This is a genomic window from Methanoregula sp. (assembly GCF_049690535.1).
Lineage (GTDB): Archaea > Halobacteriota > Methanomicrobia > Methanomicrobiales > Methanospirillaceae > Methanoregula.
Genome location: NZ_JBAVMX010000082.1, coordinates 1 through 13,518, shown reverse-complemented (window position 1 = coordinate 13,518; position 13,518 = coordinate 1). Strand labels below are relative to the sequence as shown.

Genomic DNA, 13,518 nt, shown 5'->3' with positions numbered 1-13,518 from the left:
CCTGCTGGACCTTGATTGACCCCGGATCCAGCCGTTTTCCCCGTGGGACTCCCTTGCAGACCTCACCCCATCCGGGCCCAATCCAGTCCCCGATTGCCCCTCTCTCACCCGAAAAGAAGCCCGTATCGGGCTCCGATTCAAAATAACCCCAAATCAGGCTTATTTTCGAAATCGGACAAAATAAACGGTTCACGTATTCGCGTTTGGAGGGCTGTTTTCGGGGTCGGATGGGTTTTCTGTTGATGGTGAAAATGATCGCTGCCAGAACGCGAATATGGCCTGTTATTGGGCATTATATGGGGCTCAATTTGGGCTTATTTTGGCAAATGGGGGGTTTTAATGGGGTGGATTTCTGGGGGCGGGAATCGGAGGGTTTTACGGGCGTTTTTTTAGGTATTACAGGGTGATCGGGACCGATGCCCGATCCTGATGCAACATGACTCAAGCAATACCGGGCAAAGGACATCATAGCACCGCCCAATCAATGTCCGGACAGAAAATCTCGTAGAGTGGCCGCTGTTCCGGAATCTTTTAAGAATGAAACGATGGCTGAAATTGGTATGTATGAATGTAAAAATAAAGAATTTTTATTACCAACCCCCCAATAAGATACAATCTGAATCATCCGAAGGCACCCAATGACCGAGAGAAAATCCACGTTACACGCACAACAGACCGGTCAGAATAATTCAATGGCCAAAGAAATTTCCCGAGAGAAGCCGGAAAAATTATCTCTCGGTACGCTGGAAAACTGGCTTTTTGGTGCTGCAAATATCCTTCGCGGGCCGGTGGATCAGGCCGATTACAAGACCTACATTTTCCCGTTGCTGTTCTTCAAGCGTATCTGTGATGTGTATGATGAAGAGTACCAGATCGCGCTGAAGGAAGCCGATGGAAACAAAGAGGAAGCGGAGTTCCGGGAAAATTTTCATTTCATGATCCCCCCGGAGTGCCACTGGCGTGAGGTCAGGGGAAAAACCGAGAATGTCGGGCAGGCCCTTTCTCATGCCATGCGCTGCATCGAAAAAGCAAATGAGGGAACACTCGCGGAAATTTTCGGCGATGCGCAATGGACAAACAAACAGCTCTTCTCCGATCAGTTGCTCATCGATCTCATTGAACATTTCTCCGAGCACGATCTCTGTAACAGCAATGTCGAGCCGGATCTTACCGGCCAGGCATACGAGTACCTGATCAAGAAGTTCGCGGATCTCTCGAACAAGAAAGCCGGGGAATTCTATACACCGCGCCCGGTGATCCGGCTCATGACCCTGATCCTTCAGCCGAAAGACTCGGAGACGGTCTACGATCCTGCATGCGGGACCGGGGGTATGCTGCTTGAGGCGTTCAATTATGTCCGGGTGCACAAGGGAGAATACCGCCGGCTCGGTCTTTACGGGCAGGAAAAGAATCTCACTACCTCGTCAATTGCACGCATGAACCTGATCCTTCACGGGCTTGAGGATTTTCACATCATTCGTGCCGATACGCTCCGCCACCCGTCGTTCTTCGAAGGCGACGCGCTCAAAACATTTGACTGCGTGATCGCCAACCCGCCATTCTCGCTGAAGAAATGGGGCGAAGAGGTCTGGGAGAAGGATCCCTATGGCCGGAACTTTGCCGGGATGCCTCCTGCAAGTTACGGCGATTATGCCTGGGTTCAGCACATGATCTCTTCGATGGCAAAGCCGGGCGGGAGGATGGCAATTGTGCTCCCGCAGGGTGCGCTGTTCCGTAAAGGGGCGGAGGGGAAGATCCGGTCAAAACTGCTTGAGTCGGATCTGCTGGAAGCAGTGATCGGTCTTGCACCGAACCTGTTCTACGGCACGACGCTTGCTGCGTGCATCTGCATCTTCCGGAGTAAAAAAGATGCATCGCACAAGGGCCGGGTGCTCTTCATCGATGCGTCAGGCCTGTTCAAGAAAGGCAAGAACCAGAACGAACTCCTGCCGGAACATGTCGATCAGATTTATTCCCGGTACGCGGCCAATGAAACCCGGACCGGCATTTCCCGGGTTGCGACGCTTGACGATATCCGCTCGCAGGACGACAACCTAAATATTTCTCTGTATGTGGAGCCGGTCATCGAAGAGGATACGACAACGGTTGCAGAGGCACTTGCTGATCTCAGGAAAGCGGCAGCGGAGTGCGAGACTGCCGAGAACCGGCTGAAACAGTTGTTATCCGAGTCGGGGGCGCTCTGATGCCGGCAACGATCTCGCAGCAGGATCTCGAACGGTACTTCTGGGGCGCGGCGGTGCGCCTGCGCGGGTATATCGATGCGAGCGACTACAAGCAGTTCATCTTCCCGCTGCTCTACTACAAACGGGTCTGCGATGTCTTCGATGAGGAATCTGCGGAGGTTGTTAAGGAGTACGGCGCCGGGGTCGGGGAGGATTTTTCAGAATACCACCGGTTCACGATCCCGAAGGGCGCCCACTGGAAGGATGTCCGGGAAAAGACCGGGGATGTCGGCGTCGCGATCCAGAACGCGATGCGGGCGATCGAGAAAAACAATCCCGAACGGCTGGCCGGGATCTTTGGCGATGCTCCGTGGACGAACAAGAGCCGGCTCTCGGATGAAACGCTCCGCGACTTAATTGAGCATTTTTCGTCCGAGACGCTCTCGCTTTCCCATGTGCCGCAGGACGAGCTCGGGCAGGGCTACGAGTACCTGATCAAGAAGTTCGCGGACGATTCGGGACATACGGCTGCGGAGTTCTATACCAACCGTACACTCGTCAGGCTCATGACACTCATGCTCGACCCGAAAGAAGGCGAGTCGATCTACGACCCGACCTGCGGGACGGGCGGAATGCTCCTTGTCGCGGCGCTCCAGCTCAAGGAGCAGGGCAAGGAGTACCGGAGCCTGAAACTCTACGGCCAGGACATCAACCTGATCACGTCCTCAATTGCCCGGATGAACCTCTTCCTGCACGGCATCGACGACTTCGAGATCGTGCGGGGCGATACGCTCGCAAACCCTGCGTTCCTGAAAAACGACAAACTCCGGCAGTTCGATGTGGTGCTGGCGAATCCGCCGTACTCGATCAAGAAGTGGAACCGGGATGCGTTCGCTGCGGATCAGTATGGCCGGAACATGTACGGCGTGCCGCCGCAGGGCCGGGCCGATTACGCATTCTTCCAGCACATCATCAAAAGCATGAACAAGAAGACCGGGCGGTGTGCGATCCTGTTCCCGCACGGGGTGTTGTTCCGGGATGCGGAGCTGGACATCCGGAAAAAGATGATCGATGCGGATGTCATCGAATGCGTGCTCGGGCTCGGGCCAAAATTATTCTATAACTCCCCGATGTATTCCTGCGTCGTCATATGCCGGATGAATAAACCGGCAGAGCGGAAAGGGAAGATCCTGTTCATTGATGCTTCAAAGGAAGTCACCATTGAAAAGTCCCAAAGTTTCCTTGAGGATCACCACCGGAAAAAGATCGTTGAGGCATACCAATCTTTCAAGGACATTGAAGAATTCGCGAAAGTTGTGACGAACGCAGAAATCCAGACCAACAATGCGAACCTGAGTGTCCAGATGTACGTCCGGTCAGCCACCGGACAAACCCGCACAGAATGCGAGACACTGGACGAATGTATCGAGAACTGGGAAGTCACCAACAAGACCTTCAAAAAAACGTATGCGGATCTGGTCTCTTCACTTGGGGAGGTGGGCTTCCATGAGTGAGTCCGTGCCTGACGGGTGGAAGTCCTTTAAACTCGGCGATGTTGCCGAGGAAATATCCGATCGGGTTGATGATCCCTCAAAAGCCGGTTACGACCGGTTCGTCGGCCTCGATCATCTCGACAGCGGTGAACTCACTATCCGCAGATGGGGCAGCACGGCCGACTTACTCTCCGCGATGAAACTTTTCAAGAGCGGCGATATCCTGATCGGGCGAAGGAATGCGTACCTCAAACGAGCATCCAAGGCAGAGTTCGATGGCGTTTGTTCCGGGGATGCCTATGTCGTACGCGAGAAATCCGGAACAATCGCAGAAGGCCTCCTCCCGATTATTCTCAACTCCAATTCTTTCTGGGATTACACAATCGCCCACGCCTCCGGCACGATGTCGAAGCGGGCGAAGTGGCGTGATCTGGCTGAGTACTCATTCCTTCTTCCGTCAATGGACGAGCAGCGCCGTATCGCAACAACGCTCTGGGCGGCTGAAGACTGTATCGTGAAAGGCGAGCGGTTCGTGACGGCGGCGGAGCGGGCGAAGCAAGTGCTGATGTTGGAGTTGTTCAGCAAGGGTATAGGACATACGGAATTTAAAGAAATTAAATGGATTGGAAAAGTTCCGGTAGCATGGAAGATCCAAAAAGTAAAAGATTTTGCATCAGTAATTCGTGGTGCTAGCCCACGACCAAAAGGTGATTTACGATATTATAATGGTTCAGTTCCGAGATTGATGACTGAAGATGTAACAAGGGATGGCAAGTGGGTTCACGCAAGAATTGACTCACTCACCGAAGAAGGTGCGAAACTCAGCAGATTTTTGAGAGAGGGATCTTTAGTAATTATTTGCAGTGGTGGAAAAGATAGCGTCGGTTTGCCGGGATTATTATCTCATGATGCATGTATCCATGATGGTTTTTTAGCATTGCAGAATATTATTAAGGAATCTTCGAATCCGGAATTTTTGTATTATTGGTTTTTATATTACCAAAAAACGATGGAACAGATTGCGACACACGGCTGTGCCTTCATAAATTTAACAACTGACATTATTAGCGATTTAACTGTTACTTTACCGCCACTCCCCGAACAACACCAAATCGTCGCCATCCTCACCCGCTGCGATGAGACGATTGCCGCTGCCCGTGCGAATGTCGTTGCGGCGAAGGCGATGAAGATGAAGATGATTAATGAGATGCTGGTGCCCACAGGGTAGTTTTTACAGTATAATGGCCAACGAAAAAGAAATAGCAAGAGGTTATTGTATCGTCTGAAGAAAACCGATAGGGATTTATAATATTATATAACTATAATCAAACATAATCACAATCTTCTCACATGAGAACTCATTGGATGGGGGACACTATAAATATGAAATTTAAGAACCCGCCAATCGTTGAAGCTATCTGTGAATTCCGCTTTTCAAAAGAAACAAAATGGGATCCAACGATCCCCGGCTTACTGTTTGAAAAATTAAATGGTGAGTACCCACTCAAAGAAAGTAGGATTGGTCAGGAACTTCAGGTAAAAGCAGACCAGAAGGGAATCCGACATAGAGTCATTCCATCACAGCGAGCGGTTTTTTTAACAGAAAATCGACTTTCGCTTATTCAACTTGGAGAAAATGTGCTCTCAGTCAACTGTTTGAAACCCTATCCTGGCTGGGAACACTTTCAACCAAGAATACGCAAAACATATGATACATTTAGGGGGATTACAGAGGTTAAAGGAATAGATCGAGTGGCATTGGTTTACGTCGATAAAATTGAAATCCCTGGATCTCAAATAGAGATGGAAGAATATTTTAATTTCTTACCTCGTCTTGGAGCGGGATTGCCCCAAAGCTATGCGAATTTCCTTGTGGGTTGTGAAATTCCATACAACAAAGATCGAGACATATGCAAGCTTCAATTAACAACAGCAATGCCCGAGGATAAAAAGACTTCAGCGTTTCTTCTCACAACGGAATATTTCCTAGCAAAAAAACGTTCAATTACACCTCTAGACGTTCCCACATGGATTGAAGAAGCGCACCAAGAAATTGATACACTATTTAAAGGATGTATAACTGAAAAATTGGGAGACATATTTGGGAGAATCGAATAAAATGGAATTCAATTCCGGAATCACTACCTATGGAGAATTTAGAAAAACCTGGGTGTGGGAGGATTGCCAAGATTATGACACTCTTGCATGGAAGGAAAGACTGAAAGAACGTCTTGCTATCCTTCTCGAAGAAACATTTGTCGAATCATCCGTTTCTCAAGCAATTATACAACAGCGTTATCTTGAAGATTTTACGTCAAATTCATCTACCATTGAAAGCACACTTCTCGCTCTTAAAAAACATCTGGATTTTAAATTCCCAGAACCGGCTAAAGTGATCAGTTATCTCATAAAACATCGGAATATTTTCGATGTTGTACTGCTTGGGTGTGTTCTCACACAAGAGAAGTTTGGCCATAGTGCTGAGATCAGTCTTGAGCTTTATTCGGATCCGGAGATCGATGATGAGTATCTTACGATATATGTTCGTCAAAACCCATATGAACCAAATATCATCAAAAAAATCGATGCCATTTGTGAAGAATACATGAATGTGCTGGATATTGATCAGGGTTATCTTCTTGTAACTACAGATTTCCAGCGGCCCCGTGAGTGAAATGACATTTCAATGGGCAGATTTCCTTATCGTAGCAAAATCTCTCCATCAATCCGGTAAAACATCGGTCTTACCCACTGATGCATCATTCAGATGTGCAATAAGTAGAGCGTATTATGCAGCCTTTTGCCATTCTCGTGATTTTGCAGAAATTAATTATGGGTTTATCCCAACAAAAAAACCGAAAGATCATGAATTATTACGTATTAATTTAGCAAAACATGGACGAGGTACTATATCAACGAAATTGGATCAGTTACGTCAATGGAGGAATAACAGCGATTACGATAATCCCAGTCCAACACTTTCCGAGAGCAATACAAGAGATGCAATAGACTATGCAGACAAAATAATCCAGTCCTTATAACGTGAAGTTGTCCTCATGTCCTTTAACGAAGCCAACACCGTCCGCGACGGAATCCGGGATTACCTGAAAAAAACCGGCTGGAAATACGTCTCACGAACCGACCTGCCACGGGAAGAGACAGATGTCTTCGTTGAGCAATACATTGTTGAAGCCCTGAAAAAGATCAACCCGGAGATCGCGAAAAATCCCGATAACGCAGATCAGGTCCTCTACAAACTCCGGGCAATCCTCCTCTCCGTCCAGAGCGAAGGCCTCGTGCGGGCCAATGAAAAGTTTGCCGCATGGCTCAACGGCGAACACAGTATGCCGTTTGGGAAAGACGGCGAACATGTCCCGGTCCGGCTCATCGACTTCGATCATCCCGAGAATAACTCATACACGGTCACGACCGAATATTCTTTTTCTGTCGGCTCGGTCAATAAACGGATGGATGTCGTCCTGCTCGTAAACGGCATCCCGCTCGTCATTGGGGAATGTAAGACGCCGGTCCGGCCGTCCGAGACCTGGTTCGATGCCGCGTATGACATTAATGAAATCTATGAAAAATCCGTCCCGGCACTGTTTGTCCCAAATGCGTTTTCTTTTGCAACGGAAGGAAAAGCGTTCTACTATGGCGCGGTGAGAATTCCCATCGACAGCTGGTCCCCGTGGCGCGAGGAGATCAGGTTAAATGCCCCGAATCTCTCTGCGATCCTGTCCACGATCCGGGCATTCCTCACCCCCGCAGTAATTCTCGACATCGTGAAGAATTTCACCGTCTTTGCAACGAACAAGAAGAACCAGAAGATCAAGATCATCTGCCGGCACCAGCAGTACGACGCCACCAACCTGATTGTCGAGCGGGTGAGAAACGGCCAGCCAAAGAAAGGTCTCATCTGGCACTTCCAGGGCAGCGGCAAATCGCTCCTCATGGTTTTTGCTGCCCAGAAACTCCGGGTCGATCCGCTCCTGAAAAGTCCCACGGTCATCATCGTTGTCGACCGGATCGATCTCGATACCCAGATCACCGCGACGTTCAACGCGACAGAGATCCCAAACACCGTTACCGCCACGACCCGGGAAGAACTCCAGCGCCTCCTCACGCAGGACACCCGGAAAATCATCATCACGACCATCTTCCGGTTCGCGGAAGCGGATGGTGTCCTCAACAGCCGGGACAACATTATTGTCATGGTCGATGAAGCGCACCGGACACAGGAAGGAGATCTCGGCCGGAAGATGCGGGAAGCCCTTCCCAATGCGTTCCTGTTCGGCCTGACCGGAACGCCCATCAACAAGATCGACCGGAACACGTTCTGGGCATTTGGCGCGGAAGAGGACAAGCAGGGATACCTCAGCCGTTACACGCTGGAGGAGTCCATTCGGGACAAGGCAACCCTGCCCCTCCACTTCGAGCCCCACCTGCTGGAATATCATATCGATCAGGAATCCATCGATAAAGAGTTTGCAGAGATCACGGATCAGCTCACACCGGACGAGAAGAACGAACTTGCCAAACGCGCCGGCAGGAAATCCAATTTCGTTCACGGCGAAAAACGTGTTAAGGAGATCGCAGCCCACATCGTAAAACACTATAAACAGAACGTTTACCCCAACGGCTTCAAGGCAATAATTGTCTGTTATGACCGGTTCGCCTGCGTCCAGTACAAGAATGCGCTGGATACCCTGATCGATCCCGAGATGTCGGATATTATCATGACGGTCGCGCCGGGCGACCCGGAAGAGTGGAAGAAGAAATGGGACCGGTCACGGGACAACCAGGAAAAAATTCTCGACCGGTTCCGGGACCAGAACGACCCCTTAAGTATCCTGATCGTCACCTCCAAACTCCTCGCCGGGTTCGATGCACCGATCCTCCAGACCATGTATCTCGACAAACTCATGAAGGATCATACGCTCGTTCAGGCAATCTCGCGGGTGAACCGTCCCTACCCGAGGAAATCCTACGGGCTCATTGTCGATTATATCGGGGTGTTTGACAAGGTGAGCCGGTCCCTGATGTTCGATGAACGGGAAATGCTCACGGTCGTCAGGAATCTTTCGGAACTGCGGGAGAAGTTACCTGACGCGGTAAAAAAATGTCTGGACTATTTCCCCGGCATCGATCGATCCGTCACAGGATATGAAGGCCTGATGGCAGCACAGGAACATTTGCCAAACAATGAGATAAAGGACAAATTCGCTGCTGATTTCTCGTACCTCTCGCGGCTCTGGGAGGCCCTGTCTCCGGATGCGTGTCTTGAAGAATTCAAGGACACGTACCGCTGGCTGGGCCAGGTCTATATGTCCGTCAGACCTACAAGCGGGCGGGGAAAACTTATCTGGCATGTCCTCGGCGCAAAGACGCTGGACATCATGAACGAGCATGCACACCTTGCAGCGATTCATGACGATCTGGATATTTCAATCCTCGATGAAAACACGCTCAAGGGATTAGTGGAATCACAATACCCGAAAAAGAGCAAGGAGATTGAGTTCAAGATTACCCGTCGCCTCCAGAAGCATCTCGGGGATCCAAAATTTGTCCGGCTTGGGGAAAAACTGGAAAAGATCAAAGAGGAATACGAGAAAGGTTTCTTCAGCAGTCTTGAATTCTTAAAACGGCTCCTGAGTCTTGCAAAGGAAGTCCTTGAAGCAGAAAAGGAAGTTGAACCTGAAGACGAACGGAAGAAAGCCAAGGCTGCTCTTACAGAACTTTTCAATGAAGCAAAAACGGAAAAAACTCCTATCATCGTGGAGCGTGTCGTCAACGATATCGATGGGGAGATTGTAAAAGCGATTCGGTTCCCGGAATGGAAACAATCTATTGCGATGGAACGGGAGATCCAGAAAACCCTGCGCCAGACTCTGAAGAAATACAATCTCCACACAGATCAAGAATTATTCCGGAAAGCATACGCATACATCAAGCAGTATTATTGAATCAGTCCAATTACGCTTCCTTTTTTGTCATTATGCCGGTATCTCAATTTTGGCAAATAGACGAATATAATGGTGCAATTTTTCGGGTCAGGGATTCGGGTGGTTTTACGGGCGTGTTTCAGGCATCATAAAGGAGAGAACACTCAACGGGGCTGCTGCCTCACGCGGTGTGGGTTTAGTCCCAACGGGTTCGCGTATCTCTTTGATGAATTCTCTGTATCGCCACTGCAGAGCATCGATATGAGGTGCATTCCGTTTTGGTACAAGAGTATCGGCTTCGATTTTGAGATCCTCCTTCGAGGGTCCCGTTGGTCGATACACAATTTTCTTTGTTTCTGGATGGATGCAGAATAAAAAGTCATCAAATGCATCGTGATGATTATGACAGAGGATGAGACCATTCCTCTCATCATCGGTTGAACGGTTCGATTCTTTGGGAATGACATGAGCAGCTTGCAACAGATTATCAATCGTTATCGAACATACAGCACATTTCGAGCCGTAACGTTTCAGAGCCTTAAAGCGAAATTTGGTATCCCGACGTATTGAGTTACTTGTTATCAATTTTCTATCTGTCTGGTACACGGCAAATGGTTGTTCATCCACGGTTTGTATTGGGGGGGCACTCTTCATTTCACCCTGAGGAGAAAACTCAATTAAGAAGGTTTCATTTTCATCATTCCAATCATTCACATATCCTAACTGAACATCCCGAAGTTTGTCATTTCTCTCCGAGTGTGAAATAATGAAAATGGGGACTTTGAATCTCTTCGCATTTTTCGTAGCTTCGATTTCATTACGATCCGTATTCGTGGGACGATTTGTTTTTGGATAGTGATAGACAATGTAATCTTCTGTAAGATCATCAGGATATGATTTACCGGTGTGTAACACGGAAACCGATATGCCAAAATCATCTTCAGAGAGTGGGGTGGTTCTCTCTTTATCACACCAAATTCCTGCTGCTCCCCGATAAATTCGATATTTTTCCCGTAACAATTCAGGCAATAAATTTCGAGCATTACCAAGAGATTGCAAGTCTTTCCAGATCTTTATGCGATAATCCCTTTCGATGTAGAGTTTACTTTTTTCTTTTACAGGATATTGATCATCAGATAACTTCGGATCGATATACCGAAATTCAGAAACAGTTTCTTTTTTCGGAATTATGTCAAAGCCTCTCGCTCTGAAAAATTTATTTGTCGTATCCTCCCCACCGGAGAATTTGGATACATCGAACAACTCACCATTGGCATATTTGTTCGCGTACATGACGACAATTTTTGGCGGATATCGTTCGCCTTGGTAAAAGAGATCGTATGTTGTTGAGTTATTCCTCGGTGGCCATCGTACTTTTTTGATTTCTTCAATCGCTTGGATAATATGTTCTCGGGTAATGTTTTGAGGAATCCGAAGTTTTAGCCTTCGTCGTTGAAGAGGTAGAGAATCTTCGTTATTTTCCATATTTCCCTCCTTTCTTGACGTGGTAATCCGGATCCTTCTTTTCGTAAATCGAGAATAGTTCAGAAGGATCAATTTCGAGAGCAGAGCAAATTTTCAAAATCGTGGAGAATGTTGGGCTTCGCTTACCGTTTTCGATAAGGCTAATGAACGTCCGATCGAGGCCGGTGAGTTTTGCGAGTTTTTCTTGGGATATTTTCTTGGCTTTCCGCTCTTCTTGGAGTATCTTGCCAAAAATCTCTTCTTTCTCCATTCGTGCCTGAATGGATTGTTGAATAAAAACGGGTTAATGTCTATCGCTGACTATAGTCTACAAATGATTTCGGGGCTAGCCCACGCGGCAAGGGGCGCCAGCCCCTTTTGAGCGTTTTCTAAAAAATCCCCCGGTCCAAAGACACTTAATTCTCATACATTCAACATTTCCGGCAACTTTCTCGCCCATGACCTGATCGTATCCCCGTCCTGAAAACCCGATGTGGGAATGGTTTTGTTTTTTGCAAAACGCATCGCAAAAATGAGTTTTTTCTGACCCGGTGCACCGGTAAACAGGATTGTGGACACCGGAGTGATTGGGGATAGTGCCTGTTTCACGTTTGTCATCACAACGTCAGCATTCATTCCCTCAGGACCGACAGCAAAAAGAGCAACCGGCATGTGTGAGAGTTGTTCGCTAAAGCGTTTTTTGGTAAAATTCCCAATATCCCCTAAACCTGCAGGTCCGGTAAAAATCGGTACTCCGATAATAATGGCAGAATACGTTTCCAGCGAGATCACGTTTTTCATATCAGCTACATCAACAGTATATTCTGCCAAACGCAGTTCGTTTCCAATCTCCCGGGCAATGTCTGGTGTTGATCCGGGGAGTGAGGCATAGGTAACGAGAATACGATTGCCGTAAAACTCTCCTCCCGTATGAGATTCCCCCGATAAGGGCCCGTTTGCCGTTGTATCCCGGGCATTCCAGGAATCCGGAACATACCCCCCATTTCCTGATGTCGACGGAGGGGTCCGGTTTTGACGATTCAATTCCTGCATAAGGTGCGTGTGTACAAAATGCCACTGGCAATAGTCTAAAAACACCGTCCCGGAAAGGAAAACGACGAAGATACCGATATCAAAACCCATGAATGGAAGGATTGTAAAACGAAGCTGTGGAATAATGAGGAATAAAATAACCGCTGCCAATAGTACTTTTAGAACGAACATTTTCCAATTGGCGAAATATCCGGTAATAAAATCCATGAATTAACAAATACTATTCACATTAACCTCTTATAAAGAGGAATCCTGGAGAAATTCTCTGCTCTGAAGGAAACAACTGACGGTACTGTCAGGTTGTCGGCAGATCTCAAACGTTAGCACTCCAAAGAAAAGTGACAACCTGCAAAAGACTTGGGCAGGAACCACCTTTTGAACAAAATTCACCGTCAACAATGCATTATTTCCAATTACCAGAAAAATCAGGCACACCCTTTTTGAATGCGGTTAACGGTGGAGGTTACAGTGGATGTATGCGAAGACGGATACTGTAAGGGTTCAACCGAATTAAAAAATAAAAATGAAATTCCGGTTAACTGTGAAACCGGGGCGTTGAAATGGCTAAGCGTTTTTTGCAACGCTGGCATGCGGAATCCCGGGTTGCCTTGAAAATGTCCCCGGCGGTTCTGTTTACAATTGCATTTTCTGCATGACAATCGGGACACGTCCACCGAATGAGATATCCGGAGCGTGTTCCCATAACTACCGATTTTAATAATTCTTTAGCCATTGTTTACTCCTTGATACGTTGAATTCTCCAGGGTAAACGATATCAAACCCTGATTTTTTAATCAATCAACACTACAAAAAGGGTTTTTCCGGGGGTGATTATGGATCGCAGTCACACGATCATGAAGGAACGGGCGCGATCGTATGGATACCCAAAACCGTTTGTGTACATGAGAATGAGGTGTCCCGAGGATATAGTATGATGTGCGGAACCTGTTGCACCCAAGAGGCGATACCACGCACGTACTCGTAAAAGCAGCCTTAAAAAACGGGGGAGATGCGGGTCCTGATATGTTGGCGGTTGATGGAGGTGGTTGTCCGGGAGAGAAAAATGAGAGAGCAACCGTGAACCTGTCACGACCCCTGCAGGTCAGCTCCCGTGCCCGCCGGGGGAAGAGAAAGCCCCTTTTCGAGCATCCTTCTAAAAAATCCCGCCCCCGGTTCCCTCCGTCTCGCTGCCTCAACGGTATGGATCCATGCAAAGCTTCTATACTTGAAAAACAAGAGAGTCCCTTGTGGTGATAGTAATGACAGAAACCGATTTACAGCGTAAGCACACGAAAATCAGCGAGATCAGGGAAGTTGTCGGGATTTTTGAAATCGACATAGAGGACATGAAATACAGCCCCTTAAAAATCAAGGTAAAACAGG

The 13,518-nt window shown here is 48.0% G+C and carries 10 protein-coding genes; 7 read left to right on the top strand and 3 right to left on the bottom strand.

What is annotated here, in order from left to right; all coding sequences use genetic code 11:
* Positions 1-692 precede the first annotated feature (692 nt).
* From WCE46_RS05870 to WCE46_RS05840, 7 genes are all read left to right on the top strand, one after another.
* Positions 693-2,204, top strand: coding sequence for an N-6 DNA methylase (locus WCE46_RS05870; protein WP_424732772.1), 1,512 nt, complete (start codon positions 693-695; stop codon positions 2,202-2,204).
* Positions 2,204-3,697, top strand: a complete 1,494-nt coding sequence (locus WCE46_RS05865; protein ID WP_424732771.1) for a type I restriction-modification system subunit M — start codon at positions 2,204-2,206, stop codon at positions 3,695-3,697. Before WCE46_RS05870 ends, WCE46_RS05865 begins: the two co-directional genes overlap by 1 nt.
* The gene (locus tag WCE46_RS05860) at positions 3,690-4,904 is read left to right on the top strand and encodes a restriction endonuclease subunit S (RefSeq protein ID WP_424732769.1); all 1,215 of its coding nucleotides are present in this window, start codon (positions 3,690-3,692) and stop codon (positions 4,902-4,904) included. The genes WCE46_RS05865 and WCE46_RS05860 overlap by 8 nt, the downstream gene beginning before the upstream one ends.
* A gap of 155 nt (positions 4,905-5,059) precedes the next feature.
* Complete coding sequence (locus WCE46_RS05855) at positions 5,060-5,794, top strand: TIGR04255 family protein (RefSeq protein WP_424732768.1); 735 nt, start codon at positions 5,060-5,062, stop codon at positions 5,792-5,794.
* 1 nt (position 5,795) lies between these two features.
* Entirely contained in the window at positions 5,796-6,350 is a 555-nt protein-coding gene (locus WCE46_RS05850; RefSeq protein WP_424732767.1) for a hypothetical protein, read from the top strand.
* Positions 6,343-6,717, top strand: coding sequence for a hypothetical protein (locus WCE46_RS05845; protein WP_424732766.1), 375 nt, complete (start codon positions 6,343-6,345; stop codon positions 6,715-6,717). The genes WCE46_RS05850 and WCE46_RS05845 overlap by 8 nt, the downstream gene beginning before the upstream one ends.
* Before the next feature lie 15 nt (positions 6,718-6,732).
* Complete coding sequence (locus WCE46_RS05840) at positions 6,733-9,639, top strand: type I restriction endonuclease subunit R (RefSeq protein ID WP_424732765.1); 2,907 nt, start codon at positions 6,733-6,735, stop codon at positions 9,637-9,639.
* A gap of 105 nt (positions 9,640-9,744) precedes the next feature.
* Here the strand turns inward: WCE46_RS05840 and WCE46_RS05835 are convergent, their stop codons facing one another.
* The 3 genes from WCE46_RS05835 to WCE46_RS05825 all read right to left on the bottom strand — a co-directional run bounded on the left by WCE46_RS05835 (position 9,745) and on the right by WCE46_RS05825 (position 12,342).
* The gene (locus WCE46_RS05835) at positions 9,745-11,103 is read right to left on the bottom strand and encodes an HNH endonuclease (protein WP_424732764.1); all 1,359 of its coding nucleotides are present in this window, start codon (positions 11,101-11,103) and stop codon (positions 9,745-9,747) included.
* Positions 11,093-11,353 carry a helix-turn-helix domain-containing protein gene (locus tag WCE46_RS05830; RefSeq protein ID WP_424732763.1) on the bottom strand — a complete coding sequence of 87 codons (261 nt, stop codon included), beginning with the start codon at positions 11,351-11,353 and terminating at the stop codon, positions 11,093-11,095. The genes WCE46_RS05835 and WCE46_RS05830 overlap by 11 nt, the downstream gene beginning before the upstream one ends.
* A 152-nt stretch (positions 11,354-11,505) precedes the next feature.
* Positions 11,506-12,342, bottom strand: coding sequence for a flavodoxin domain-containing protein (locus tag WCE46_RS05825; RefSeq protein WP_424732762.1), 837 nt, complete (start codon positions 12,340-12,342; stop codon positions 11,506-11,508).
* Positions 12,343-13,518: the final 1,176 nt, after the last annotated feature.